This window comes from Flavobacterium selenitireducens (assembly GCF_014748335.1).
Classification (GTDB): domain Bacteria; phylum Bacteroidota; class Bacteroidia; order Flavobacteriales; family Flavobacteriaceae; genus Flavobacterium; species Flavobacterium selenitireducens.
Genome location: NZ_JAAVIY010000015.1, coordinates 1 through 24,768, shown reverse-complemented (window position 1 = coordinate 24,768; position 24,768 = coordinate 1). Strand labels below are relative to the sequence as shown.

Below are 24,768 nucleotides of genomic sequence, written 5' to 3'. Positions count from 1 at the left end.
CAGCTCAACCTCTCTGAATGGAAATTTATCACATTAGTGCGGAATGCTTTCCGGCCGCAAAAGTGGGCGGTTTGGCCGATGTCGTCGGTGCTTTGCCCAAATACCTAAATAGGCTCGGTCATTCGGCAAGGGTCGTGATTCCGGGATACGACACGAAATTCACGCGCGAACGGGAGTTTGAGGAAGTATTTTCAGGCGAAATCAAGCTTGGCGACCTCCGTTTTCGCTACGATGTCGTAAAAGAGTCGGGCGATTCGCTTGGGTTTGCGCTTTATCAGATACGGATGCCACAACTTTTCGACCGACCCGAAATTTACGGATATGACGACGATACCGAGCGTTTTACCGCATTCCAGATCGCGTTTCTCGATTGGTTGACCGAAACCGGCGCTCATCCCGACGTCGTGCATTGCCACGATCACCACACCGGTTTGATCCCCTTTATGATGCAGCACTGTTTTGGCTTCGGGCATCTGAAGATGACGCCCACAATGCTTACGATCCACAACGCTCAATACCAAGGCGGATTCTCGTTTGAAAAAGTTCACTATCTGCCGGAATTCGACACCGTAAACTCGGGTTATCTCGAATGGAACGGGGCCATCAATCCATTGGCGGCCGCCATAAAATGTGTTGCTAAACTTTCGACGGTTTCGCCTTCGTATCTCGAGGAAATGACGCATCATGCGAACGGGCTCGAGAATTTGCTTCGGTTTGAACGCGGCAAATCTGTCGGAATCCTTAATGGCATCGATACGGAGCTTTGGAATCCCGCGACGGATACTATGCTGACTTCGCATTATGACGCCGAACGTGTCAGGTCCGGAAAGGCGAGCAACAAAAAAGCGCTTTGCAAAGAGTTTGGTTTGGACGAAAATCTGCCTGTTTTTTCGTTCATCGGCCGGCTGGTTTACGAAAAAGGAGCGGAGTTGCTTCCCGAAGTGGCCAGGCGCGTACTAACCGAATTCAAGGGAAAGGCCAACCTTTTCATCCTGGGATCGGGAGATTCCGCCGTCGAGGAACACTTGCGTGCGCTTTCGCATTTCCACAGGGAATATTACAACGTTTACATCGGTTATAACGAACAACTCGCTCATCTGGTTTACGCCGGGTCGGATTTCCTGCTGATGCCTTCGCGCGTCGAACCGTGTGGACTCAACCAAATGTACGCGCTGCGTTACGGGACCGTTCCCATCGTGAGAAGGACGGGCGGACTTCGCGATACGGTTGTCGATATGGGCGATGGCGGATTCGGGATTTGCCACGACCAGACGAGCGTAGAGGATGTCCTGTGGTCTGTCAACCGGGCCTTGCAACTGTTCGCAGACGACGCTTCGTTCGACGCCATCCGCCGGGGAGGGATGCAGATCGACCATTCGTGGAACTCGGTTGCGGCCCAATATCTGGAAGAGTATCTCAATTTAAAGAAATAGCATTATGCACAACAGTAAGACACTTGCCATAATTTTGGGCGGCGGACAGGGTTCGAGGCTCGCACCGCTTACCCAAAGCCGTTCCAAGCCTGCGGTTCCGATTGCGGGCAAATACCGACTCGTAGACATTCCGATCTCGAATTGCATCAACTCGGACATCAAGAGAATCTTCGTACTGACGCAGTTCAATTCGGCTTCGCTGAACAAACACATCAAGAATACCTATCATTTCAGTACGTTTTCGACATCGTTCGTCGACATCCTCGCCGCCGAGCAGACGCCTGATAACGCCACCTGGTTTCAGGGCACGGCCGATGCGGTTCGCCAATGCATGCAATATTTCCTCAACCACGATTTCAAATATGCGTTGATTCTTTCGGGCGATCAATTGTATCAGATGGATTTCAACGAAATGATCACGAAGCACGAGGAAAGCGGTGCGGAAATCTCGATCGCGACGCTTCCGGTAAACGCCAAAGATGCGCCCGGTTTCGGAATCCTGAAAACCGACACTGACGATTGGATCACTGCTTTTACCGAAAAGCCGAAAGCGGATGTTTTACCCGAATGGACATCGCCCGTGAGCGAAGAAATGCAGCAGCAGGGCAAGCACTACCTGGCGTCGATGGGAATTTATGTATTCAATCGCGATCTGCTTGTCAAGCTCATGTCCGATCATACCACTACCGATTTCGGGAAGGAAATCATGCCGCAATCTGTCGGGAAACACAAAATACGGAGTTTTCAATACGAAGGCTATTGGACGGATATCGGAAACATCGATTCCTTTTTCGAAGCGAATCTCGAACTTACCGATGAGATTCCGAAATTCAACCTCTTCGACAACGACAACCGCATCTTTACGCGCGCGCGCATTTTGCCGCCATCGAAGATTACGGGAACTTCGAGCATAAGCAAATCGGTTATTGCGGAAGGCTGCATCCTCAACCATTGCACGATCGAACATTCGGTGATCGGCATCAGGACGCGTGTCGGACGCGATTCGGAAATCAGGAATTCGTATCTCATGGGGAGCGATTATTACCAAAACCTCAAAGAGATCTATACCAACATGGAACACAACATGATCAATATCGGAATAGGGGAACGGTGCTATCTCAATTATACGATCATCGACAAGAATTGCCGCATCGGGAATGATGTAAGGCTCGATGGCGGAAAACATCTCGAAGATTCCGACCACGAATTGTACACGGTTAAGGACGGGATCATCGTCGTCAAGAAAAATGCAACGATCCCTGACGGGTTCACCGTCGAGTAAAACAAAAAGGCATCCTAAAACGGACGCCTTTTTTATTTGGGAAGGTTGGCAAAAATATAGTCGTGGATCAGCGCCATGTCGGCATCCTCGAGCCTCGCTTTTTTCTGCATGCGCTTTAGAATCGGTTCCCAGTTCTCGGCGGTTTCTTCTGTAGGCGAAAAAAGGCGGTGGCATTTTCCACAATTGTTCTCGTAAAGAATTTTTCCTTTTCGGACACTTTCGGAAGCGGTTGAAGCCACTTCTACGGCTGGTGTTTCCGGCGTTTTCGGACTGGTCGGCTGAACGACGGTCTTCGGCGAGCACGCCATCAAAAGCGTTCCGAAAGCCAAGGCTGTAATCCTGTTTTTCATGTTATTTGGTTTGTCGCGAAAATACACAGAAAACAAAAAGGGAACCATTGGCGGTTCCCTTTTTTATTGAAGTTTTGTCGCTTATTTTACGTCCATCAATTCGACGTCGAAAATCAACACGGCATTCGGAGGAATCACGCCACCGGCTCCACGCGCGCCATATCCTAAGTCCGGCGGGATTACGAAACGCGCCTTGTCTCCGACCTGGAGCAATGCGATGCCTTCGTCCCAGCCTTCGATGACGTGGCCTTTCCCTAATGGAAATTCTATCGGTTTCTTGCGAGGATAGGACGAGTCGAATGTCTTGCCGTTCTCGAGCGTTCCTGTGTAATGAACGGAAACCGTTTTGCCTTTTTCAGCTTGTTTTCCGTTTCCTTTTTGGATGAATTTATAGCGCAAACCGCTGTCAGTCATGTCGAAACCGGTTGAGAGTTTTTCTAATTGTTGCTCGATGCCCGCTTTTTCAGCCTGTTCGCGTTTTGCCCTGGAACCTTCGAATGTGCGGAATGCTTCAACCGCGTTCCATTTTTGTGCCTCTTGGCCCACGCGTATGATTTCCACCTTGTCCATGGTGTCGCCTTCTTTGATGGCATCGACCACGTCCTGGCCTTCAACCACCTTACCAAAAACAGAGTGTTTATCGTCAAGCCATGGTGTGGCTACGTGTGTGATGAAAAACTGCGAACCATTCGAACCGACTCCGGAGTTCGCCATTGAGAGCACTCCTGGTGAATCGTGTCTTAGTTCCGGATGGAACTCGTCGTCGAATTCGTAACCCGGGCCACCACTGCCGGTACCCTTAGGGTCTCCACCTTGTATCATGAAATCGCTGATGACGCGGTGAAATTTGAGGCCGTCGTAATAGGGTTTTCCTTGAGGAAGCGCTTTGTTTTCGAGGTTTCCTTCGGCCAAAGCCACAAAGTTGCCCACGGTTCCGGGAGTAAGATCGTGCGTAAGTTTAACCAAAATCGCGCCTTTTGGCGTATTGAATTTGGCGTATATTCCGTTTTCCATTGCTTTGCGTTTAAAGTGAAATGCAAAGGTAGTCATTGTGTGACTTTGGACAAGGTTTTTTTGCGGAAGGGCAACCGTTTAGGGCTATTGCAACCTATAAATTTCTTCATACCGCTTGTACTCGTCCCGGTCTATCGTGTACAAAGGTTGTCCGTTGCCGTCGGTGATGACGCCAATCGTTTCGTCATCGGCAACAGGAAAATTGATTTTATAAGCACGTCCGTCGCCAAGCTGGATGCCGTAAGTTTCGATCGAGTTCGAAATGTTGACGGAATTCTGGCTGTACTCAAAATTGGCTTTTTTTCCGGACTGGTCGCGAATAACAAAATGCTCCGCGTCGAAAGTAATGTCAAATTTGTCTCCGTTGGCGTCCGTAGCTTTCCAGGCTCCGCGATACGTCTCCGATCCGCTACACGCTAAAATTGTGGAAAATGCCAGTGCTGAGAGCAGTATTTTTTTCATTTGGTAAGTTTAAATCTGAGCTTTGTTAGACTTTGAGCAAACCCCTGAATCCTCTGGAGGCGTAATAGGACTGGGCGCCATTGTGGTAAACGAACACCTTTCCGTAACGGTAATCGCAAAATAAGGCACCACCGAGTTTGCGTATTTCGGCCGGTGTTTTTATCCAACTTGAGGTTTTTTGGTCGAACGTCCCGAGTTTTTGCAACTCGCGGTACTGGATCGCGTCGAGCATTTCAATGCCCATTTCGGATGCCATGTCGATAGCGTTGGATTTCGGCTGATGCTCTTTCCTTGATTCAAGCCCCTCCCGGTCGAAGCAACAGCTCCTGCGTTCTGCGGGACTTTCAGTGGAACAGTCGCAAAACAAATATTCGTCCGTTGATTCGTCGTATGCGATCACATCCGGTTCTCCTCCCGTACGTTCCATTTCGGCGATCGCCCGAAGTTTTGAGGGATCCGCCTCGAGTTTTGCGTGTACACTTGGCCACGTTACGGTTTTGTGCCGGTTCATATTGGCATCGAATCTTTTTTTAAGAACCTCGAGCAGCCCTGTTGCCTGAGATGGTGTCATCGGGATAGTGTTTTATGGTCCGTATCGGAAAATTACAAAAAATATGGCGTTTGTCATCGGATATCTTCAGCTGCAATCGGCCGTGATTAATCCTGAGGCTATATTTCAAGGGTTGGAAGTAGCGACAATCGTCTCATTGGCAGGTTCGGCTAAAGATTTCGTCGGCCTTTGCATCGCCAAGTCGCTTTGCAAAAACCAAGTCATTGCAGGCGCCTGTCTTATCATGCAAACTCAATTTTGCGACAGCCAGTAATCTCCTGAGTTCTCCTGAACCGGAATCAAGTTCAACGCTGTTTTCAAAATCTCTTTTTGCTTCAATAAAGTTACCCGTTTCCATTTCAGTTGTACCTCTGTTTACATAGGCACCGATATACTTTGAGTCAAGGGCAATAGCTTTTGTGAAGTCAGCTATGGCAGCATCGTGATTCTGCTGTCGCTGAAACAAATTTCCCCTGTTGTTATACGTGACTGGATCGGACGGGTCGAGTGCTATGGCGTTTGAGTAATGAATTTGTGCATTTTTAAAATCGCCCAATTCCATTTGGAAGTAACCTAGTTTTTTGAAAGCGAAAGCATCTTTCGGATTTAGCTGCGACAGTTGCCTATACGCGTCGACAGTTCCCCTAAAATCTTGTAACTGTTCCTTGCAATCGGCGATGCGTTGGTAGCATATTTTTGCACGTTCGCCCGTTGCATCCTTAGCTTTGCCCATTTTATAAAACTTTTTGGCTTCGGCAGTGTTTTTTTGCAAGTCCAAAAGCGAGGCGAACCCGAAATAGGAATCTGGAAATTCAGGGTTTAAAAGCCACGCTTGGTTGAATCTTTTCATCGCTGTTTCCAATTCGTTGTGGTAAAAATGACGCCACGCCAAATCAATATGGACGTTCACGGCGCTATCGATTGATTTATATCGCTTAAGACACTCCGTTCTGAAATCATTGTCTATGTCCTGAAGTTCAGCACTTTTAGGAGTTTCGCCATACATGGGTTTGGTGTTGTCTGGCTGTTGGCCCTTTAAATTACAAGCGGAAAACACTATTACAAATGCTAAAATAAAAATAGTGCGTAAGTTCATTTAGTTTATGGTTTAGTGGACTTCTTTAGTTACGATAGCCAATTTGAGGAGGTTTCGCAAAGTAGGTTCAAATCAGAATATCGAATTTCGCTCTAACTTCTGAAATAATTTTTGGTACGCGGCAACAATTAATTGATCGGCAGATTTCGAAAAGCTAAGGCCCTTATTTTCTTTTGAAAGTTCCCTACTTGTTACCGCTGTTACTTTTTGGTAATAAATAGGTTTTTTGGTTTCTAGATCGTATATCTCAATTTCGAAATAGCTGGAATTTTCGGGATATGACTTGATCAGGTTATTCGATGAAGAGAAACTGGCAGTAGATAAGTCACTTTTGTTGATTCCTCCTCTCAACCTTACAAAGAAATCGTAGCCTGTTCCCGTTTTGATGTCTTGTAAATCTTTCGGATCCAGCCTCGCATTTAAGTTTTGGGACAGAAGAATTTTTGATGATAGCGGATAATAAATTGCCCTGTTTCCTAATTTGTTTTTAAAGTCTGCGTTGACGAGATCTTCGATTCTGTCGCGGACATCAAATGGAACGTCTATTTTGTTTATAAGAAATGTGCCCTTGGTGAAGTCAATCCCAGTAGCATTCGAAGGATTTTCGTAACTATAATTCGCAGGAGAGCAACCTGCATTTAAAATGTATGTCAAGGCGATTGCGGAAAGCAGTTTCATAATGATTCGTATCTGTCGATGTTGCTCAACGTTAGGTCTATAAGCCGTCGCGGCGTGCGGAGAGAATATTCTCTGCAGAATTAAGAGCGAAGTTACTAAAAAGTGGTTCTCGTTGAAGAAATATTAATGGAAGTTAGCGGTGGTTACTTGCAGGCCGAAAACATAAAGATTGGCGTGGCAATTTACCTGGTACTCTCTGTTACGAGGTTGGTTCTAAAATTGCCACGGCGCCCGATTTGAAAAACGGTCGTTTTTGGAAAAAATAGTGTCAAATCGGGCGCTCGCGCGAAGTTTCTTGTCCTGAAATACGTTGACCATTTTGGTTATTAATTCAGGCTGTATTTTTTATAAATATGTTGTTGGTTCCGATGGGCAAAATCCGGTGTCTGCATGTCCAGGCTGTAATGCCGTCTCTCGGAGTTATAGATCTTGATGGCTTGTTTTACCATTTTCTGCGCCGTTACTAAATTAGGTAAAGTTTTGATGAGTCCGAACTCATATTTCAGGATTCCGTTTACCCTTTCGGCCACTGCGTTTTCGTAGGGATCGTATTGTTGTGTGGTGCTGAGCAGAATATTGTTGGCGGCGGCAAACTCCGCAAATTGGGGGCAACAGTATTGTATGCCACGATCGCTGTGATGGATGATCTGCTGATTTTGGTACGATCGTGCATCCAGCGCCATTTTAAGGGCGTCTACGACGAGTGTGGCGCGCATGTTGGTATCGAGTTTGTATCCCATGATTTTCTTCGAATAGAGGTCGGTTACCAGAGCCAGATAGGCGTGGTCGTTTTGTATTTTAATATAGGTTATGTCGGCCACCAATGCCTGCTCGGAACGGGTAGGAGTGAGGTCTTTTATCCGATTCGGGGATTTGTAGAATCCATGTTTTGAATCGGTTGTGATGTGATATCGTTTGGTTTTGCGGACCAATAGCCGATGCTTTCTCATAAAATCGAACAGGGCGTCCCTTCCCATCTTGATCCCATGTGCCCGGAGTTCATCAACGATGTCGAGGTAGATCTTCCTGGTTCCGGCCCGGCTTTGCCTTTTGCGGATGTTTTGTATCAGGTTTTTAATGATCTCGGCCTGGTCATCCTTTTGCCGATAGGCTGCTATTTTTTGGTAGAAGGCTTGTTTTGATATCCCGAGGCATTCGTAGAGAAGCCTTGTTTTATAAGGTCTTGCTTCTTTTTCTCCACTTCTTTTGCCAATGCCCCGGGTAATGACTTTTTTGCGATATCGATGCCGCTTTCCAGTTCGACTTCCGCTATGATTTCTGCTGGAAATTCTTTATAAATTCCAGTTCCTCGATACGCTGTTTCAATTTTTTTATCTCGTCTTTGCTCGACATGGCTTTGCTTCTTTGTTCAAAGGAAAGCATTTTTTTCATCCAATAATCAATCGAGCTTCTCGAAACGTTATACGTCTTGGCGGCGTGATTGGCGGAAATCTGACCATTGGAGATTTTGTCAATGATGGACAGTTTAAGATCGTAGGAGATCTTCTGATACTCTTTTTTTGGACAGGGTCCTTTCTTCGGTAAGTTCATAGATTGCTAAAAGTGTTTAATTTTTAGTCAACCTATTTTAGGACGAGAGATGATTTAGAATAGCTTGTAACGTTAGGCCGCTAACCGAGCGTTGCTGGCTTTCGGAGATTATACTCTCTGCCGAACGCGGGCGAAGTAAAACTAATGAATTTTCTAGCTTGAAAAAGCTGAAAAATTCTTAGTTTTACGGCTTAGGAAAAAGCACTTCATTTTACCTCAAGCCCAGCAATGGCGGTTAGCGGCGGTTACCAGAAGGCCAACTATTTAATTAGGAAAAATTCATCCGGACTTAAAACTGGAATTTCGCTTCCTTTAAAATCTTTTCCGTCACGAGTTATAATGTAATTGATTTTCTCAATTGAAGAAGCACATAAAATTTGAATGGAATCTTCAAAATCTTTGTGACTTGATCGCAATCCTTTTTTGATGATATCTACGTCAACAGGAATCACTGTTAGAAAGTCCAAAAGATTATATAAAACATCTCGCAACGATTTTTCATCTAAGTATTTTTTCAATAAATAATGCGTTGTCGCAATTGAATGCGACGAGGTGAAAATTTCTAATTTATTCTCCTCTGCTAGTTGGAATATTTCGATAGCATATTTACTAAAAGGTTTTCTATCAGCGATTAGGTCAACAATGATGTTTGTGTCGAGAAATACTTTTTTCATAAGTGTTTCTTTTCCATTGCCGATCGTAATTCTGTATCTTCATCAAAATCTGCTGGAAGATTTACGGCTCCGACAATTTTTTTGAGTTTTGGCGAAAGTTCATTTTCTCCGTTGTCTCGAGTAATCGATTCTAAATAATTTTCTATCAATTCAGATAAACTTCTACCAGTATTTTTTGCGTAAGATTTGGCTCTTTCGATTATCGTTTTTTCGACGGTCAATGTGAGTTTAGTTGTCATGATACGTATTTTATTTTCAAATGTACGTATTTGTGTTGAGATTTCCAAATGGCTTTCTGGTAACGTGAGGCCGCTAAACGCCGTCGCGGCCTTCCGGAGAGAGCATTCTCTGCCGAACGAAAACGAAGTTATGGGAAAAAATTGGTTCAATTAACCGTAAACCAGCGATGGCGGTTAACGGCGGTTGGCAGAAGTCTCGCCACGTACAGTTATTCACAATAATTATTACTGAACTAAAATTTTTCCCACGTTTTCACGAATTTTAAGAAAATAAATTCCCGGCTGCAAAGTTAATTGAATTTGTTCCGAATCAATAATAATGGTTTTTATAAGTGAACCAGTTGCGGAAAATATTGATAGTTTTTGGTTAAAACTAAATTCAGAATCTGTAATATAAATTTTATTCTCAGAATTGATATATTGAAAAGCAGATGTGGCGTTGATGATTGAATCAATCTTCAGAAAGCTAGACTCGTACGCACCAAGGTCTACAATGCTTTGATCAATTCGCGAATTTCCATCTAAGTCAAAGTTGTATGACGCGTTAACATACATATTATTACCTGCATTTTGGGCTGGTGAACTTGACTGTAAGTGATAATCAAAAAGCGCGGCATCGAACGCCTCTGAATAATTGTTATTTGGATTTACAAATAACGGGTCTAAGTCAAGAATATTTATGCCACTTGAATAGCCCCCTTGAATAATTGAGTTCTTTATTATTCGATCAGGATTTACTTGTCTACCTTGATAAGGTGTATTCCCAAAAATAATGGAATTATAAATTTTATAATATGGTTTGTCTAAGAAAACCATTTCTCCACTAATTCCAAATTGATAAGTATTGATGTTGTTTGCAATTGTTGTATTAATCATTTCAAAGTCTTCTGTAGTAATATTTTGAGCTTCATTGATGTAAACAACATTTCCGCTGCCTTCGTCCAAATTATTACCTACAAACAATGAATTAAAGATTCGTCCAAAGTTAAATCCGTCAACCTCAATAATATAATTCCCTCCGGTGTTATTTGTAAATACACACCTGTCAATAATTATTTCATCAAAATTACCGCCGACTCCGATGCAAGCGCCTTGATCTCCAGAGTTGCCGATAAAACGGGAATTAGATATATAAAGGTCGTTCTCAGCGCCGCTTGTTTCGCTATAAATCGCGCCACCTGATCCCGGGCCGTAATTATTTCGAAAATCACAATTTTCTATTGTTAAACGGGCATTGAACATTCCTATTGCACCTCCGTAATTTAACGCTCGATTTGAAAAAAACAGGCAATTTTTTACAATTAGGTTTCCTGCAGTTGATTGACTAATTAAAAGGCCGCCGCCGCGTATTGTTCCATTTGCATATCCATTCAAAATTCGGAACCCATCTAAGTAAATTGTGGATGTAAGATTGTTCGCCCTAACAACATTATAACTATTATCTAAGTACTCTCCGAGTGCTCCAATGTCACCTGAAAGAGTAGTCGGAGCTGCCAAAATATCACGTTGAGAAAGTAAAGTTTCTGTCCCATTAAAGCCGCCATAAACATTTACTCCATCTTTGAGTACAAATGAAATAGTCTTCGTTGTAGTGGCAGTGGGAAAATATGTTCCTGCGGCGACCCAAATCTCATCTCCAAAGATTACATTGCTAAAAGCTGATTGAAGATTTGTATAAGCATTTGTCCAACTCAGCCCATTATTGCTACCGGTGGCGGCAGAGTTTACATAGAATCGGGTCGCGTGACTGTAATATGTAGTAGAAAAAAAAATGGCAAGGAATAGTAATTTTTTCATAATTATTTTATTATCGAAATTTATGACTTTATAATTAATTTTTCGTCTGTTTCTCTTAAGTTATGGAGAGCTTGGTTAGTTTGGTGTAGCTCGGCGATTTCTGCCAACGTGAGGCCGCTAAACGCCGTCGCGGCCTTCCGGAGAGGATTTTCTCTGCTTTGGAATAAAGGTAGCGAAATCAACGATTTTTTCTAGCTTGCCAAAGCGGAAAAAATCTTGTTTTCGCGACTTTTGGAAATTTTAGGTTCTAATTACTCTGAACCAGCGATGGCGGTTAGCGGCGGTTACAGGCTGGCGTATTTACTATTGTCAGTTTAAATCCACCCTAAAATAATCAACTCCTTTTTATATTCGTTCAAAGCTTTGTCAACTAATCGTTTTCCGTTGTAAAGTTGTTCGTATGTTCCTCTATCTTCTTCATTACTCGGAAAGTTTGCCGCTGCCGTATCATCTGAAATGTCAAGCAAATGAGTTTTTAAGTCTGTTAAGGTATTAAAAGCGGCAGAAGGTGTATCTGCCTGCCAAAAGTCGTGTAGTACAACTTCATTATTATATTCATTCCATTCAGCGACTGATAATAAATCATTTATTTTGTCGTATGAATATTGTTCTGCAAAATTGATTTCATTTTCTATTTCTATTAGTTCTTGTTCTATTCTTGTTTCTTCAATCCAAAAATCTTCAATAAAGTTTAAAATTTCAGGTTTGGTTTTGTCATAATTTGCAACAGCTCTATTCGGGATTGCTCTATTGTGTGCAATACAATTTCTCACACTTTCAATTGAACTTAATTTTTCTCTAATCTTCTTCAAAAAATCGATATGTCTTTCTTCTAAAATGCCTCTTAAATTAAGATAGTTTCTCAATTCTTCATATTGTTCGTTTGTTTGAATTAAAGGAATAATGTCTTTTATTGGGACTTCTTTCGGTTTGTCAAATTGGTAATAACCTGTAAAAGTGAAATAAAAAAACGGATTTTCATTTCTATCTTCAAACTCTTTATTAGTTGGCTTTTCAGCTGGATACTTTACCTCGTATTCTTCTAAGCTGTCAACTTCAATAGCTTTATATTTATTATAGAAAATAAAAGAAAAAATCTCTCTAATTTTCATTTCAATTTCTGCAATTTCTTTGTAATAAGAAAGATAATCTAATGAGCGAATCTCATCAATAAACTTTACAGCTCTAATAAAGCCAACTTCACTTTTTAATCTTGAAATAAATCCTTCTATAAATTCATCGTATTTTGTTAAATCATATGCAGAAGTGTCAATTTCAATATCAAAGTATAATAGCCTTTCATTTGAAGTAAGAATTCTATTAAGATTAATTTTGAGAAAATATAATGTAGTTCTTAAATCAATTTCAATATACAAGTCATCTTGTAATGTTAAATGCAAAGCATTGCCAATTACTTTAAGAGGTTCAGCTTGATAATTATGAACTATTTGAAAACTGATCTTCATCGTTTACTCAATAATTAGGTTTTCAATATTTCTTTTAATTTCCTCTAATTCTTTATTTGCTTCTGCAATTTTTCTTTCTCGTTCAATTATCGCATTTTCGTAATTTTCGGCAATTTGTAGTTGAACGTCAATAGGCGGAATTGGGATTTTAATTTCCTTTAATTCTTGAACTGAAGCTATGTTTTTAATAACTCCTCCATACGATAATTCATTACCACTAATAAGTTCTTCAATTACTTTTGAAAATATCAATTTAAAATATCTAAAATCTACATCCGTATCAGTTAGACGAATTCTTAACAATGCTTGATTAATTACGCCTTTTCTAAAGTCGTTTGGTATTATAGTAAGTTTGCCTATAGTTCCTGAACAACTCATTAGTATGTCGTTTTCTTGAACAGAAAACATTTCTAACCTTTTAAAATCATCAGGCCTAATGAAATATCTACTTCTGTACGGGTCGTTATTAATGGCATTATATTGTTCATAAACTTGATAGTTTTGAGGTATATCTTCTACAAATATTTCTTTTTTTATACTACCACCAAATGGCCCTCTTTTTAAATTAGCAATTTCTCCTAATGTTTTAATAGGGAATTTTGAAACTAATTTTTTATTTTTTTTTCGTTTTATGTTGCTTTCAACATCTAACTTATTTTCAAGCTCACTTAATCTTGTTATAATTACATTTGATTGCCAATCTTCCGGAATTTCATTCAAATTATTATTTTCAAAATCTCTAAATAAACCAAGAATTCTGGAATTGTCTTGAATTATTTCTCTTTCTCTCCCTTCTTCATTAATTATTCTTTCTCTAGAGAATAAGTCATTTTTGTCTTTAGTATCTCTTCCTGTTGTGTCATAGCCAATTTGTTCGGCTATTGCCATAAAAATTGTATAATCTTCCAAAACTTCACTAGGTGCTTTTTTACGAGCAAAGATCAAACTACTTTTTACACCTGCACCAAAATGGCTAAAGGCAAATTGTGGTAAAGATACTATTGCTGTGATTTGGCATCGTTCCAACAATAAATCTCTTACATAGCTTAAAGTAGAGTTTGTAAGAATACCGTCAGGTAAAACTAAACCCATTCTCCCTGTTCCTTCTTTTAAAAAATCAATACATCTTTCTATAAATAAAATTTCTGTTTTTTGATTCTGTCTGCCTTCCCCTAATTTATATTGGTCAAGATATTTTTCTTCTTTTTCTACTTTTCTAACGGTTGCTCCAAATGGTGGATTTGCCAATAATAAATCAAAATGATTTTCTTGGAAACCTTTATGTAGCTTTTTTATATTTTTTAGAAATGTTAAGCTATCTGTGCTAATTACGTTGGTGTGCCCGTCATCGTGAATAATCATATTCATTTTGCATATACGGGCAATTTGGTCGTTTATCTCAATACCATACAAATTTTTTTCTGCAAATTTGTGCCAAATTTTGTCTGCTTCTTTTTCTTCATAGTCACTTTCACTATCTTTTCTTACTGAGTCTAAAACAGAAAGCAAGAAACCACCACTACCGCAACTTGGGTCAATTACTAAATCGGTATGTTTGGGTTGTAATAATTTGACTGCAAATTCAATAATAGGGCGAGGTGTAAAAAATTGTCCCATTTTACCCTTGAAGTAATCCACCATAAATTTTTCAAAGGCAACGCCCTTGGTGTCAAGGTCTGTTTTGTTTAAAGCCAGACCCTGCAAGTGTTCTACAACGCTATAAATTACCTTTGATTCAAGTCGTATATCTTCTTTAAAAACTTCTTCGTCTTGCTTTTTAGCTTCTTGATAGATTTCGTCAATTCGTACTGCAACTTCTTCTGCAGTCTCATGAGTTCCTATTTGAAAACGATAAAAGTCTTTGTTTTTAGTTCCGTCTTTTTCGTCTTTCATTTTACAGAACAATAATTTTGAAACTTCATCAAATGCTGTTGTAGGTGCAAGTTTACCACCTTGCCAAACTGTGTCGTGGCATTTTTCTAACGCACTTATTAAATCTTCTCTCGTTACAACTTTTAAATCTTTAGCTTTGTCGCCTTTGATAAACTTATACTTAGGTGCCTTGCCATATTTTACAGGAATATCAGCAATTACATTTCTTTCTCTTTCGTTTGGCTTAAATCCTGAAACATCAAAAGCTGTCTTGGTATTTCCTGCAACTACTGAAGCATATTGTGAACGAATACTATTTGCATTTCCAAATGCTTGTTCTATTGCCTGTTTAAATTCAGCATCTGTGATACCTTCTTTCTTGCACTCTACAACTAAAAATGGTTCTTTACATTCATCGTCTGAATAAACAACAATGTCTGCTCTGTCTTCTGGTGTTCTTCTGGGAACCGTAATTTCAATGTCAATACGTTTTGCAGGATATTGATAAGTTTGAACTAGTTCTACAAAATAAGATGCTCTAACTTTCTCTTCTGGATTTTTGAAACTTGTTTGATAATCTCTATTACAATGGTAAGTAATACGGCTTTTATCTTCGTTGAATGAAATTATTCCACTTTTGTCTCCATTTTCAATATTCTGTGAAATTTGTGAAGTATTGTTCATTTATTTTTTGTCAAATTTAATGAAATTAAGTTTTTAAAATTTGGATGTCTTGTATGCTGTCAACTTAAATTCACTTGTAGGGTGGTGGGTGGGCTTTGAATTTGGCAAAGCGTTGGCAATTGTTCATTTATTGTTTACCTTCATTCTGATTCTTGTACCGGCGAACGCTTGCCTGTAACGTGAGGCCGCTAAACGCCGTCGCGGCCTTTCGGAGAGAATTGTGTCTGCTTTGGACGAAAGGTAGCGAAATCAACGATTTTTTCTAGCTTGACAAAGCAGAAAAAATCTTGTTTTTGCGGCTTTTGGAAACCGTTGGTTCAATTCACCGTAAACCCGCGATGGCGGTTAGCGGCGGTTAGTGGTCGTTGCATTTTTTAGTTTCTGTATTAAAATTTCATCACCAATTGTTTCAGCAAATTTCAATGGCGAGTTACCGGCTTTATTGATAGAATTCGGATCTGCATTGTGAAAAAGGAGTAAATCAACCAAATCATAATTTCCCTTTGAATTGAATACAGCTATCCATAAGGGAGTATTCCCAAAAATATTTCTTTCTTCGATGTTAATATTTCGCTCGATTAATTTGTTCGCCAATTTTTTGCAGTCATACTCGCAGGCAAAATGGAGAAGATTAAATCCTTTTTGAAACTTTTTATTTATGTCATTCAGCTTTTCCACCTCTGCAAGAAAGATATCGTTCTGTAAATCATTTTCAAATAAATTTAGCTCATCCACTTCATTCAACGAGGGATGGTTGTGTTTTTTGAACAAATTAAATAAACTCACATTCTATATATTTGGTCGATTCTGATAGTCGCTCGGCAATGACCACTAACGTGAGGCCGCTAAACGCCGTCGCGGCCTTCCGGAGAGAACTTTCTCTGCTTTGAAATAAAGGTAGCGAAACCAACGATTTTTTCAAGCTTGCCAAAGCAGAAAAAATCTTGTTTTCGCGACTTTTGGAAATTTCTGGTTCTAATCACTCTAAACCAGCGATGGCGGATAGCGGCGGTTATGAGCCGTTTGATTTTAGAAGTTTGAAAAATTTCAAGAGTTTGCCCGGTTCCTGCCGATTATCCCAAAATCCAGTAACAATTATTGTGTTACTGTCAAATTGATAAAATATACTATAATGTCCAAGTGATACAACTCTGGTGTTTTTGAATTCCGTTTTCTTTCCTAACTCTGGATTTTGTTTTAGAGTATCAGTTCGCTCTTTGATTTTTGAATTTAATTTTCTTGAATAGTCGAAACTCTGGTTCCTTTCGATCCAATATTCAAAAATTAAATTTCTTTGACGAATAGCCGTTTCAGTCCAAAATAATTTCAACCCAGCCATTCATTATCAGATTTGTAAAGATCATCCTCTGATATATATTTTCCCTGAGCAATATCCTGTTCGCTCATCTCCAACATTTCAATTTGTTCGGATGTTAAATTTACAACATCCTCTGTCTGAGTTGATTCGAAAATATTGCTTATTGCCTCAAGTAACTTTTCATTTTGTGTTACTAAAATGCGATCAATCAGGCTATTTTTAATGTGGTCTAAGGCATTCATGATTTCTCTTTTTGTAAAGGTCGTGATTTGGAAACGGATTTCCAAATGGCTCATAACGTGAGGCCGCTAACCGATCGTCGCGGCTTCCAGAGAGATTATTCTCTGCCGGGACGAAAGGTAGCAAAATCAACGATTTTTTCAAGCTTGCCAAAGCAGAAAAAATCTTGTTTTTGCGACTTTTGAAAAACTGATGGTTCAATTCACCGTAAACCCGCGATGGCGGTTAGCGGCGGTTAGCAGAAGTCCTTACCTTTTTCCATCTAAAATTCTTATCTAACATTTTATCTGTAAATCCTGAGTTTAATATTACAGAAGTGTCGATTACAGCACTTTCAAAAATCGGGAAGATAATATCGGGATATTTTCTTAGATATTTAATTCTATAGAATTTGCCAATATTATTCTTAAAATCGGCTGGCAGGTTTTTGCTAGAATAGAGCTTATAATACTTGTAATTTATATTTATTATGAAGTAGTGTCGTCCAGTTTTCGGATAACTTTTACAAAGGACATATTTTCCTATTATTGTTTCGCCGCTATCTTCAATTTCAAATTTACGTTTGTAAGTTTTGAAAATTAAGGATGAAAGCCATACCACGAAAGCGCTTATTAAAATTGCGTAAATTTTGTTTTTCATGCAATGAATAATTTTAATAACCTCTTAAATTTACGACGTTTTGTCTTGTCCTGAAATACGTTGACCATTTTGGTTATTAATTCAGGCTATATTTTTTATAAATATGTTGTTGGTTCCGATGGGCAAAATCCGGTGTCTGCATGTCCAGGCTGTAATGCCGTCTCTCGGAGTTATAGATCTTGATGGCTTGTTTTACCATTTTCTGCGCCGTTACTAAATTAGGTAAAGTTTTGATGAGTCCGAACTCATATTTCAGGATTCCGTTTACCCTTTCGGCCACTGCGTTTTCGTAGGGATCGTATTGTTGTGTGGTCAGCAGAATATTGTTGGCGGCGGCAAACTCCGCAAATTGCGGGCAACAGTATTGTATTCCACGATCGCTGTGATGGATGATCTGCTGATTTTGGTACGATCGTGCATCCAGCGCCATTTTAAGGGCGTCTATGACCAGTGTGGCGCGCATGTTGGTATCGAGTTTGTATCCCATGATTTTCTTCGAATAGAGGTCGGTTACCAGAGCCAGATAGGCATGGTCGTTTTGTATTTTAATATAGGTTATATCGGCCACCAATGCCTGCTCGGCACGGGTAGGAGTGAGGTCTTTTATCCGATTCGGGGATTTGTAGAATCCATGTTTTGAATCGGTGGTGATGTGATATCGTTTGGTTTTGCGGACCAATAGCCGATGCTTTCTCATAAAATCGAACAGGGGGTCCCTTCCCATCTTGATCCCATGTGCCCGGAGTTCATCAACGATGTCGAGGTAGATCTTCCTGGTCCCGGCCCGGCTTTGCCTTTTGCGGATGTTTTGTATCAGATCTTTAATGATCTCGGCCTGTTCATCCTTTTGCCGATAGGCTGCTATTTTTTGGTAGAAGGCTTGTTTTGATATCCCGAGGCATTCGTAGAGAAGCCTTGTTTTATAAGGTCTTGCTTCTTTTTCTCCACTTCCTTTGCCAATGCCCCGGGTAATGACTTTTTTGCGATGTCGATGCCGCTTTCCAGTTCGACTTCCGCGATGATCTCCTGCTGGAAATTCTTTATAAATTCCAGTTCCTCGATACGCTGTTTCAATTTTTTTATCTCGTCTTTGCTCGACATGGCTTTGCTTCTTTGTTCAAAGGAAAGCATTTTTTTCATCCAATAGTCGATCGAGCTTCTCGAAACGTTATACGTCTTGGCGGCATGATTGGCGGAAATCTGACCATTGGAGATTTTGTCAATGATGGACAGTTTAAGATCGTAGGAGATCTTCTGGTACTCTTTTTTTGGACAGGGTCCTTTCTTCGGTAAGTTCATAGATTGCTAAAAGTGTTTAATTTTTAGTCAACCTATTTTAGGACGAGAGATTGGGTAAAATTGCCAGTAACGCTTCGCGGCTCACGGATCGTGGCGGACATTCGGAGATTATTTTCTCTGCCGAACGTTAAGGAAGTTATGGAAATAATTCGTACTTTCACCGATAACCAGCCATGGCCGTGAGCCGCTGTTAGCAGCAGTTTAAAATTGTTTCAAAAATACTACCTTTACAGTAAAATTAGAATTTTATATGGAAAATCCTACTCATTTGAGGTTTCTTACTGAGGATTTTAGATCAATTAAACTTGCCGATATCACGATTGAGGGAATAACGCTCGTTGCCGGCGAAAATGGTGCGGGGAAAAGCACGCTTTCAAAACTACTATATTATTTATACAAAACTATTGCTAACTATGACCAATTAGTTTCTGAGAAACTTAATGAGGATCTTGGTAATGTGGCACGATTTCTCGAAATAGCGCAAACGGAACTTTTTAACAAAAAATACGATAGGCCAAGACGACAAGAATTTCAAAAAGAGTTTAATGCTCTGAGAAACAATTTATTGGCATATTCGCCGAATGAGCAAATCATGGTTGAGTGGTTGAACTTTGTTGAAAAAATCGAAATTTCTATTTCATTAGAAGGCTTGATGAACGCAGAGGCTCGACAGCGATTGCATTACATTGCAAAGGACGTTATTCGTCGCATGAACCAAAAAGAGCAGTCAGAAAATCCTTTTACTTTAGTGAAACTGCACATCGAATCTTTGTTTAAGGAATCTTTTGGAATACTGGATTCCAGATCCACTAATATATTTCGGAATGAGCTAATCAACGTCTTTCATGACAGCTATCTTCCTAAAAGATTTGAAGTTTACGAATTTGGGCAGCAAATCATTAGTTTGAATAAAAATTATTTATCAATTCCTTATACCATTCAGAATGTCATTTATATTGACACTCCAATGATGCTTGGTATAGAAACTTATGATGAAAATCATTGGGAAGATTTAAATCTTCTTTTAAAAAGAAAAAGTTTAAATTCATTTTCTGAGTTTTCGAAAATTATTAGTAACGAAATTATTGACGGCGAAGCAACTTTTGATGATGGATTTTTATCGATTAACGAATTTGTTTATAAAAGATCTGATGGTTCTATTTTTAATCTATTGGACTGCGCAACTGGTGTAAAATCATTTAGCATTATTCAACTGTTATTAAAAAACGGTTCTTTAAATGATAAAACCTTATTTATAATTGATGAACCTGAATCACATTTGCACCCGCAATGGATTATAGAATATGCTAGATTAATTATTCTTTTGAATAAGTTCATTGGAGTCAAATTTTTCATTGCAAGCCACAATCCTGATATGGTTAGTGCGATAAAAATTATTGCGGAAAAAGAAGAAGTTTTGAATGAGACGAATTTTTATCTAGCAGAAAAATCTTCAAAGCATCATTACACCTTTAAGAACTTAGGTAAAGAGATTGATCCAATTTTTGCATCGTTCAATATTGCTTTTGATAGAATGCATCTTTACGGCGGCGAATAATATGAAGTACTGTGAAAATCTAACAAAAAGCCATGAGAAGTGTCAGTTGTATCCCAACGTTTTGTCAAAAGCATTGGATCTTTTTCAAGGCGAAGGATGTGCTTTGATTGCATCACCATTTAGCTTATCTGACTATATAGTAATAAATGGAGATCAATTGGAAGCAGAATCTACTTTAGCCGCTGGAAAAACTGTCTTTCAAAAAAGTAAATCGGTCGATCTGATTTTTGGCGTAGAAAGCGTAGATGGTAATGTCAAGGAATTTCAATTTGTTGAGCTAAAATTACGGACAAAAAATTTTTTTCATCTCGACAAGTTTAGTTTCAGAGATAAAGTGAATTCAAGCACAATAGCTTTAGGGACTAGCGAAAAAATTTCATCGAAATATTACATCGTTTTTAAAAAGGAGATTTTAAATCAAGCTGAACGATTTTTGTTTAGGATTAATCCAAAACTTAATAACGATTTCAAAGCGATTGATCCCGAAGGTTTACACGCTCTTTTTTTCTAAATTGCTGCTAACGTGAGGCCGCTAAACGCCGTCGCGGCCTTTCGGAGAGAATATTCTCTGCCGAATGAGAGCGAAGTTATGGAAAAATTTGGTTCTATTTACCGCGAACCAGCGATGGCGGTTAGCGGCGGTTACTTGAAGTCGCTTATTTATTCAAATATTCCCCTGCTGTCAATACAGGTATTTTTGAACTTTTAAAATCTTTTTTATTTCGCGTAATGATTACGTCAGCATCATTGTCCATCGCGACAAAATATTGCAAGCCATCTTTAAAATCATCAAAGTCAGAAGCAAGTGCCAACTCAATCGCTTTGTCTTCAAGTGAGAAAACTGTGACTAACACTTTGAACTTTGACAGATACTTCCTTGCGTCAACGTCCTTATGATGTTTTGCGATAGAGTAGTAGGCATTTGCGAATGATAATGACGAGATGCAAAGCTGAATTTCCTTTCTATCGCTTAAGGTAAACAAGTCTTGGGCTTCTTTATAAAAAGGTTCTCGTTTGGCCAGGAGATCAATGACAATGTTCGTGTCTACAAAAACTTTTTCCATTACGAATATTTTCTATCTATATAGTTTCTGTAATCTTTTTTCTCGTCGTAATCATTTGGGATAATACCGGTCAGACTTTCAACCAAAGGACTTACGGACGATTTTTTCTTTGATTCGCGAGTTATCGAATTGAGATAATTCTCGATGAGCTTGGAAAGGCTTACCCTGTGACTTTTTGCATAAGTTTTTGCCTCGTCAATTATTTCCTTGTCAAGATTTAAAGTGAGCTTCGTATTCATAATGAATTAATTTACGTGTAAAAATAATAAATTATTACGTAAGTTAATCAGTAACCGAATTTTTTTGCGATTTCAAGTAACGTGAGGCCGCTAAACGCCGTCGCGGCCTTTCGGAGAGAATTTTCTCTGCTTTGGAATAAAGGTAGCGAAGTCAACGATTTTTTCTAGCTTGACAAAGCAGAAAAAATCTTGCTTTCGCGACTTTTGGAAAAAAGTGGCTCAATTTAACGTAAATCAGCGATGGCGGTTAGCGGCGGTTACTGGAAGTGGCGGCACGTCCTATTGGCAAGTCAAGTGACGACGTTGTTTTCTTCGTTATTTTTTTCTTTTAGCAGGCCAGCCAAGTTGAATCAACGAACGGTTCAATATCCATCGACGAAAATAGTTTGTTTTGGAACCTTGTACCAACCAAAACTTTTGAAGTTTGATTGATAATTATCGAAAATGCCTAAAGCCGACCAATGACTGCTTGCTAAAAACGCCATGCTGATCAAAAACTAATCTTTGCTGCTCGCTTAGATCTAAATATAATGATGTCCCTCGTTTTTAATCGCGATCAGCCGACCAATATTTTTCCTTCCTTGAATGGTATAAAAGAATTGAGAGCAGTTCGGATTTTTTTTGGAGTGACGTTTTTTCAGGTTTCGCGCTCGCCGCCATTTCCAGTAACGTGAGGCCGCTAACCGATCGTCGCGGCTTCCGGAGAGAATATTCTCTGCTGAGACGAAAGGTAGCAAAATCAACGATTTTTTCAAGCTTGTCAAGCAGAAAAAATCTTGTTTTTGCGACTTTTGAAACTGTGGGTTCAATTAACCGTCAGCCCGCGATGGCGGTTAGCGGCGGTTATGTGAGGGTTGAACTTCAAAATCAGCTCTTTTTTACAAATTTTCCTGTTCCGCAATTAACATGTAAATTGACTCTACAAATAAAATAAAAAACGTTTCCTTCGACTCCAGTAATTTCAAAATATCTTTTTTGTCTATTTATTATTTTTTGAAATTCGGTTAGGTTGGAATCATTTTTTAATTCTGGTTTTAGTATTTGAAAACAACATTTATCAAGTTCATTAATTATGTAACCTTCTTCATTATTATCTTCTACTGAAAAATATTTATTGTCTTTTATTTCGAAAGCTGAGACATTTTCTTCCGCAGAATCATAAAACATTTCATACTTGCCGTCTTTGAGCAATGAGCAATTTTGTGCAACACATACCGTACTAATTAGACAAATAAGAAGACTTATAATTACTCTAATCATATTGTGGATGTTTATTCCGGGTGGATTCAAGACCTAATTGCAACAGGTCTTTTGATGTTTAATATTATTGCTAATTTAATCGATGTTTTGAGGCGGCAATCTCTCTTTCCAAAATATATTTCGGTGTTTTATAATTTAGGCATTTCCTTGGCCTGTTGTTTAGCTTGTCCTGGACGATCTTTAGTTGTTCCTCTGTCACTTCATTGAAGTCTGTTCCTTTTGGGAAATAGCGCCTTATGAGGCCATTTGTATTCTCGTTTGTCCCACGTTCCCATGATGAGTAGGGGTGTGCAAAATAGATTTTCATTCCTGTTTGGCGGGTAAGCCATTTATGATTTGCCATTTCCATTCCGTTGTCGTAGGTCATTGATTTTCTGAATATTTTATCATATTTATTGAGCTCGCGTGCAAAGGCCTTGGTGACGGTTTCGGATTTTCTGTTTTCCAGCTTGACCATTATCGTAAATCTGGATTTTCTTTCCACGATCGTTCCTATGGCGCTTTTCTGACCCAGGCCGATGATCAGATCTCCTTCGGTATGCCCGATTTCTTGTCTTAAGAGGACTTCAGCCGGTCTTTCATCCATGCTTACCGCCTCGGGTATGCGACTGTGTTTGGTAAAGCCCTTTCTGGTTCGGTTCCTTCTGCGGCTGTGCTTATAGGGCAGTAGCGCAATGAGTTTTTTGCCAAGCCTGGATTGCCTGTGCCTGTAAATGTGTTGGTAAATCGCCTCGTAGGAGATGGACATTACCGGATCAGCCGGATACCGATCCCGGAGTTCGCCCGAAATCTGTTCCGGTGACAGATCCCTGAGCAGTCCACGATAGACGGCGGCCTTGAGCCTTGAATGGGAATTTATCTTGTCCTTTCCCCGTTTGGTTATATGGACCTGTTCGGCGCAGAAATGGGCCAGGTCGGCCTTATAGACATCTTTGGGGTTTACGACCCATTGTTTGACCTCACGACCTATCGTGGACCGGTTCCTGCCCAGTTGTCTTGCGATATATGAAACGGATTTTTTTTCGGCGAGCAACGTCTCGATTACGATCCTTTCCTTATGACTTAAATGGTTGAATGTTCTCTTCATTTACAACAAATCTATTGATAAGATTTTGTTGCGTTAAGTTCTTGAATTTACCAATTTTTAAAACAATTGCAGGTAACGTTAGGCCGCTAACCGCGCGTTGCCGCCTTCCGGAGAGAGTTCTCTCTGCCGAACGGAAAGGTAACAAAACTTACGATTTTTTCTAACTTGCAAAGTGGAAAAAATCTAAGTTTTGTGGCTTTTGGAAACTGGACGTTCATGCTAACGTGTTGCGGCAATGGCGATTAGCGGCGGTTAGCTGCCGTTACTTTATTTTAAACATTTTTGAGCTTATTTCGACTGTGTCCCTTTTTTTGTAATAAAATATAGTGTCATTGGCGACTTTATTTATTTTGACATATACTTTTTTTCCGATCATCTTTTTTAATAAATCGGTATTTGTATTTACATAGGTCATTTCATATTCACATTCCGAAAGCCAATTAATTTTCGCTTGTACTTCAAATTTTTTTGAAAGACTTTTTTCAATTTGTAAAGTGTCATTTCTGATCACTTTCCAATCTGAGAATATAGGATTTGTATATTTGAAAGTTCCGGTCTTTATATACGCACAGTTTTGCTCACTTTTGCAGCCGAATATTGTAAATGTAATTACGAGCAAAGTTATGTTTTTCATGATAATCACATTTTGATTTAGTCCGGTTTTCGGTAATGGCAGCTAACGTGAGGCCGCTAAACGCCGTCGCGGCCTTCCGGAGAGAATATTCTCTGCCGAACGAAGCGAAGTTATGGAAAAAGTTGGTTCAATTAACGGTAAAGCAGCGATGGCGGTTAGCGGCGGTTACTTGCAGGCCGAAAACACAAAGATTGGCGTGGCAATTTACCTTGTACTCTCTGTTACGAGGTTGGTTCTAAAATTGCCACGGCGCCCGATTTGAAAAACGGTCGTTTTTGAAAA

At 39.8% G+C, this 24,768-nt stretch carries 28 protein-coding genes; 4 read left to right on the top strand and 24 right to left on the bottom strand.

Annotated features, from left to right (window positions below):
- Positions 1-17: 17 nt before the first annotated feature.
- Both HC229_RS15560 and HC229_RS15555 read left to right on the top strand, forming a co-directional pair.
- Positions 18-1,433 carry a glycogen synthase gene (locus HC229_RS15560; RefSeq protein WP_191021430.1) on the top strand — a complete coding sequence of 472 codons (1,416 nt, stop codon included), beginning with the start codon at positions 18-20 and terminating at the stop codon, positions 1,431-1,433.
- A gap of 4 nt (positions 1,434-1,437) precedes the next feature.
- A complete protein-coding gene (locus tag HC229_RS15555) occupies positions 1,438-2,715 on the top strand; it encodes a glucose-1-phosphate adenylyltransferase (protein ID WP_191021429.1) in 1,278 nt (425 codons plus the stop codon).
- A gap of 32 nt (positions 2,716-2,747) precedes the next feature.
- Here HC229_RS15555 and HC229_RS15550 read toward each other — a convergent pair whose 3' ends face one another.
- The 19 genes from HC229_RS15550 to HC229_RS15460 form a co-directional block, all read right to left on the bottom strand.
- A complete protein-coding gene (locus tag HC229_RS15550) occupies positions 2,748-3,065 on the bottom strand; it encodes a cytochrome c (RefSeq protein ID WP_191021428.1) in 318 nt (105 codons plus the stop codon).
- Between the two features lie 81 nt (positions 3,066-3,146).
- Complete coding sequence (locus HC229_RS15545) at positions 3,147-4,079, bottom strand: peptidylprolyl isomerase (RefSeq protein WP_191021427.1); 933 nt, start codon at positions 4,077-4,079, stop codon at positions 3,147-3,149.
- Between the two features lie 84 nt (positions 4,080-4,163).
- The gene (locus tag HC229_RS15540) at positions 4,164-4,541 is read right to left on the bottom strand and encodes a hypothetical protein (RefSeq protein ID WP_191021426.1); all 378 of its coding nucleotides are present in this window, start codon (positions 4,539-4,541) and stop codon (positions 4,164-4,166) included.
- A gap of 25 nt (positions 4,542-4,566) precedes the next feature.
- Positions 4,567-5,112, bottom strand: a complete 546-nt coding sequence (locus tag HC229_RS15535) for a DUF4256 domain-containing protein (protein WP_191021425.1) — start codon at positions 5,110-5,112, stop codon at positions 4,567-4,569.
- A gap of 133 nt (positions 5,113-5,245) precedes the next feature.
- Positions 5,246-6,187 carry a tetratricopeptide repeat protein gene (locus HC229_RS15530; RefSeq protein ID WP_191021424.1) on the bottom strand — a complete coding sequence of 314 codons (942 nt, stop codon included), beginning with the start codon at positions 6,185-6,187 and terminating at the stop codon, positions 5,246-5,248.
- A 72-nt stretch (positions 6,188-6,259) separates the two neighbouring features.
- Positions 6,260-6,865, bottom strand: a complete 606-nt coding sequence (locus tag HC229_RS15525) for a hypothetical protein (RefSeq protein WP_191021423.1) — start codon at positions 6,863-6,865, stop codon at positions 6,260-6,262.
- A 326-nt stretch (positions 6,866-7,191) separates the two neighbouring features.
- The gene (locus tag HC229_RS15520) at positions 7,192-8,010 is read right to left on the bottom strand and encodes an IS3 family transposase (protein ID WP_332871665.1); all 819 of its coding nucleotides are present in this window, start codon (positions 8,008-8,010) and stop codon (positions 7,192-7,194) included.
- Between the two features lie 124 nt (positions 8,011-8,134).
- Positions 8,135-8,416 (bottom strand): helix-turn-helix domain-containing protein, encoded by a 282-nt coding sequence (locus tag HC229_RS15515; protein ID WP_191021422.1) that lies wholly within the window; start codon positions 8,414-8,416, stop codon positions 8,135-8,137.
- A gap of 260 nt (positions 8,417-8,676) precedes the next feature.
- Complete coding sequence (locus tag HC229_RS15510; protein WP_191021421.1) at positions 8,677-9,090, bottom strand: type II toxin-antitoxin system VapC family toxin; 414 nt, start codon at positions 9,088-9,090, stop codon at positions 8,677-8,679.
- Entirely contained in the window at positions 9,087-9,329 is a 243-nt protein-coding gene (locus tag HC229_RS15505) for a DUF6364 family protein (RefSeq protein ID WP_191021420.1), read from the bottom strand. The genes HC229_RS15510 and HC229_RS15505 overlap by 4 nt, the downstream gene beginning before the upstream one ends.
- Positions 9,330-9,554: 225 nt before the next feature.
- The gene (locus HC229_RS15500; RefSeq protein ID WP_191021419.1) at positions 9,555-11,126 is read right to left on the bottom strand and encodes a choice-of-anchor Q domain-containing protein; all 1,572 of its coding nucleotides are present in this window, start codon (positions 11,124-11,126) and stop codon (positions 9,555-9,557) included.
- A gap of 314 nt (positions 11,127-11,440) precedes the next feature.
- Positions 11,441-12,592, bottom strand: a complete 1,152-nt coding sequence (locus tag HC229_RS15495; RefSeq protein WP_191021418.1) for a hypothetical protein — start codon at positions 12,590-12,592, stop codon at positions 11,441-11,443.
- Between the two features lie 3 nt (positions 12,593-12,595).
- Positions 12,596-15,148 carry an N-6 DNA methylase gene (locus HC229_RS15490; RefSeq protein ID WP_191021417.1) on the bottom strand — a complete coding sequence of 851 codons (2,553 nt, stop codon included), beginning with the start codon at positions 15,146-15,148 and terminating at the stop codon, positions 12,596-12,598.
- 345 nt (positions 15,149-15,493) lie between these two features.
- The gene (locus tag HC229_RS15485) at positions 15,494-15,934 is read right to left on the bottom strand and encodes an ankyrin repeat domain-containing protein (RefSeq protein WP_191021416.1); all 441 of its coding nucleotides are present in this window, start codon (positions 15,932-15,934) and stop codon (positions 15,494-15,496) included.
- A 226-nt stretch (positions 15,935-16,160) separates the two neighbouring features.
- Complete coding sequence (locus HC229_RS15480) at positions 16,161-16,487, bottom strand: type II toxin-antitoxin system RelE/ParE family toxin (RefSeq protein WP_191021415.1); 327 nt, start codon at positions 16,485-16,487, stop codon at positions 16,161-16,163.
- Positions 16,475-16,708 carry a hypothetical protein gene (locus HC229_RS15475; protein ID WP_191021414.1) on the bottom strand — a complete coding sequence of 78 codons (234 nt, stop codon included), beginning with the start codon at positions 16,706-16,708 and terminating at the stop codon, positions 16,475-16,477. The genes HC229_RS15480 and HC229_RS15475 overlap by 13 nt, the downstream gene beginning before the upstream one ends.
- 223 nt (positions 16,709-16,931) lie before the next feature.
- Positions 16,932-17,345: a hypothetical protein gene (locus HC229_RS15470; protein ID WP_191021413.1), complete on the bottom strand. Its 414-nt coding sequence runs from the start codon at positions 17,343-17,345 to the stop codon at positions 16,932-16,934.
- A gap of 76 nt (positions 17,346-17,421) precedes the next feature.
- Positions 17,422-18,237 carry an IS3 family transposase gene (locus HC229_RS15465; protein ID WP_332871664.1) on the bottom strand — a complete coding sequence of 272 codons (816 nt, stop codon included), beginning with the start codon at positions 18,235-18,237 and terminating at the stop codon, positions 17,422-17,424.
- Positions 18,207-18,644, bottom strand: a complete 438-nt coding sequence (locus tag HC229_RS15460; RefSeq protein WP_191021411.1) for a helix-turn-helix domain-containing protein — start codon at positions 18,642-18,644, stop codon at positions 18,207-18,209. The genes HC229_RS15465 and HC229_RS15460 overlap by 31 nt, the downstream gene beginning before the upstream one ends.
- Positions 18,645-18,894: 250 nt before the next feature.
- Here HC229_RS15460 and HC229_RS15455 point away from each other — a divergent pair, with 250 nt between their 5' ends.
- Both HC229_RS15455 and HC229_RS15450 read left to right on the top strand, forming a co-directional pair.
- Complete coding sequence (locus HC229_RS15455) at positions 18,895-20,202, top strand: AAA family ATPase (protein ID WP_191021410.1); 1,308 nt, start codon at positions 18,895-18,897, stop codon at positions 20,200-20,202.
- A 61-nt stretch (positions 20,203-20,263) separates the two neighbouring features.
- The gene (locus HC229_RS15450) at positions 20,264-20,713 is read left to right on the top strand and encodes a hypothetical protein (protein WP_191021409.1); all 450 of its coding nucleotides are present in this window, start codon (positions 20,264-20,266) and stop codon (positions 20,711-20,713) included.
- Positions 20,714-20,858: 145 nt separating this feature from the next.
- Here the strand turns inward: HC229_RS15450 and HC229_RS15445 are convergent, their stop codons facing one another.
- From HC229_RS15445 to HC229_RS15425, 5 genes are all read right to left on the bottom strand, one after another.
- Positions 20,859-21,266, bottom strand: a complete 408-nt coding sequence (locus tag HC229_RS15445) for a type II toxin-antitoxin system VapC family toxin (RefSeq protein ID WP_191021408.1) — start codon at positions 21,264-21,266, stop codon at positions 20,859-20,861.
- On the bottom strand, positions 21,266-21,505 hold the full coding sequence (locus HC229_RS15440) for a DUF6364 family protein (protein ID WP_191021407.1): 240 nt from the start codon (positions 21,503-21,505) through the stop codon (positions 21,266-21,268). The genes HC229_RS15445 and HC229_RS15440 overlap by 1 nt, the downstream gene beginning before the upstream one ends.
- A gap of 867 nt (positions 21,506-22,372) precedes the next feature.
- The gene (locus HC229_RS15435; protein WP_191021406.1) at positions 22,373-22,765 is read right to left on the bottom strand and encodes a hypothetical protein; all 393 of its coding nucleotides are present in this window, start codon (positions 22,763-22,765) and stop codon (positions 22,373-22,375) included.
- A gap of 70 nt (positions 22,766-22,835) precedes the next feature.
- A complete protein-coding gene (locus HC229_RS15430) occupies positions 22,836-23,852 on the bottom strand; it encodes an IS30 family transposase (RefSeq protein ID WP_191021405.1) in 1,017 nt (338 codons plus the stop codon).
- Between the two features lie 262 nt (positions 23,853-24,114).
- A complete protein-coding gene (locus tag HC229_RS15425; RefSeq protein WP_191021404.1) occupies positions 24,115-24,486 on the bottom strand; it encodes a hypothetical protein in 372 nt (123 codons plus the stop codon).
- Positions 24,487-24,768 lie beyond the last annotated feature (282 nt).

What these genes read in the sequence shown, in the direction of transcription:
- HC229_RS15560 (WP_191021430.1), top strand. Translation starts at nt 18, where the DNA reads ATGGAAATTTATCACATTAGTGCGGAATGCTTTCCGGCCGCAAAAGTG.
- HC229_RS15555 (WP_191021429.1), top strand. Translation starts at nt 1,438, where the DNA reads ATGCACAACAGTAAGACACTTGCCATAATTTTGGGCGGCGGACAGGGT.
- HC229_RS15550 (WP_191021428.1), bottom strand. Translation starts at nt 3,065, where the DNA reads ATGAAAAACAGGATTACAGCCTTGGCTTTCGGAACGCTTTTGATGGCG.
- HC229_RS15545 (WP_191021427.1), bottom strand. Translation starts at nt 4,079, where the DNA reads ATGGAAAACGGAATATACGCCAAATTCAATACGCCAAAAGGCGCGATT.
- HC229_RS15540 (WP_191021426.1), bottom strand. Translation starts at nt 4,541, where the DNA reads ATGAAAAAAATACTGCTCTCAGCACTGGCATTTTCCACAATTTTAGCG.
- HC229_RS15535 (WP_191021425.1), bottom strand. Translation starts at nt 5,112, where the DNA reads ATGACACCATCTCAGGCAACAGGGCTGCTCGAGGTTCTTAAAAAAAGA.
- HC229_RS15530 (WP_191021424.1), bottom strand. Translation starts at nt 6,187, where the DNA reads ATGAACTTACGCACTATTTTTATTTTAGCATTTGTAATAGTGTTTTCC.
- HC229_RS15525 (WP_191021423.1), bottom strand. Translation starts at nt 6,865, where the DNA reads ATGAAACTGCTTTCCGCAATCGCCTTGACATACATTTTAAATGCAGGT.
- HC229_RS15515 (WP_191021422.1), bottom strand. Translation starts at nt 8,416, where the DNA reads ATGAACTTACCGAAGAAAGGACCCTGTCCAAAAAAAGAGTATCAGAAG.
- HC229_RS15510 (WP_191021421.1), bottom strand. Translation starts at nt 9,090, where the DNA reads ATGAAAAAAGTATTTCTCGACACAAACATCATTGTTGACCTAATCGCT.
- HC229_RS15505 (WP_191021420.1), bottom strand. Translation starts at nt 9,329, where the DNA reads ATGACAACTAAACTCACATTGACCGTCGAAAAAACGATAATCGAAAGA.
- HC229_RS15500 (WP_191021419.1), bottom strand. Translation starts at nt 11,126, where the DNA reads ATGAAAAAATTACTATTCCTTGCCATTTTTTTTTCTACTACATATTAC.
- HC229_RS15495 (WP_191021418.1), bottom strand. Translation starts at nt 12,592, where the DNA reads ATGAAGATCAGTTTTCAAATAGTTCATAATTATCAAGCTGAACCTCTT.
- HC229_RS15490 (WP_191021417.1), bottom strand. Translation starts at nt 15,148, where the DNA reads ATGAACAATACTTCACAAATTTCACAGAATATTGAAAATGGAGACAAA.
- HC229_RS15480 (WP_191021415.1), bottom strand. Translation starts at nt 16,487, where the DNA reads ATGGCTGGGTTGAAATTATTTTGGACTGAAACGGCTATTCGTCAAAGA.
- HC229_RS15475 (WP_191021414.1), bottom strand. Translation starts at nt 16,708, where the DNA reads ATGAATGCCTTAGACCACATTAAAAATAGCCTGATTGATCGCATTTTA.
- HC229_RS15470 (WP_191021413.1), bottom strand. Translation starts at nt 17,345, where the DNA reads ATGAAAAACAAAATTTACGCAATTTTAATAAGCGCTTTCGTGGTATGG.
- HC229_RS15460 (WP_191021411.1), bottom strand. Translation starts at nt 18,644, where the DNA reads ATGAACTTACCGAAGAAAGGACCCTGTCCAAAAAAAGAGTACCAGAAG.
- HC229_RS15455 (WP_191021410.1), top strand. Translation starts at nt 18,895, where the DNA reads ATGGAAAATCCTACTCATTTGAGGTTTCTTACTGAGGATTTTAGATCA.
- HC229_RS15445 (WP_191021408.1), bottom strand. Translation starts at nt 21,266, where the DNA reads ATGGAAAAAGTTTTTGTAGACACGAACATTGTCATTGATCTCCTGGCC.
- HC229_RS15440 (WP_191021407.1), bottom strand. Translation starts at nt 21,505, where the DNA reads ATGAATACGAAGCTCACTTTAAATCTTGACAAGGAAATAATTGACGAG.
- HC229_RS15435 (WP_191021406.1), bottom strand. Translation starts at nt 22,765, where the DNA reads ATGATTAGAGTAATTATAAGTCTTCTTATTTGTCTAATTAGTACGGTA.
- HC229_RS15430 (WP_191021405.1), bottom strand. Translation starts at nt 23,852, where the DNA reads ATGAAGAGAACATTCAACCATTTAAGTCATAAGGAAAGGATCGTAATC.
- HC229_RS15425 (WP_191021404.1), bottom strand. Translation starts at nt 24,486, where the DNA reads ATGAAAAACATAACTTTGCTCGTAATTACATTTACAATATTCGGCTGC.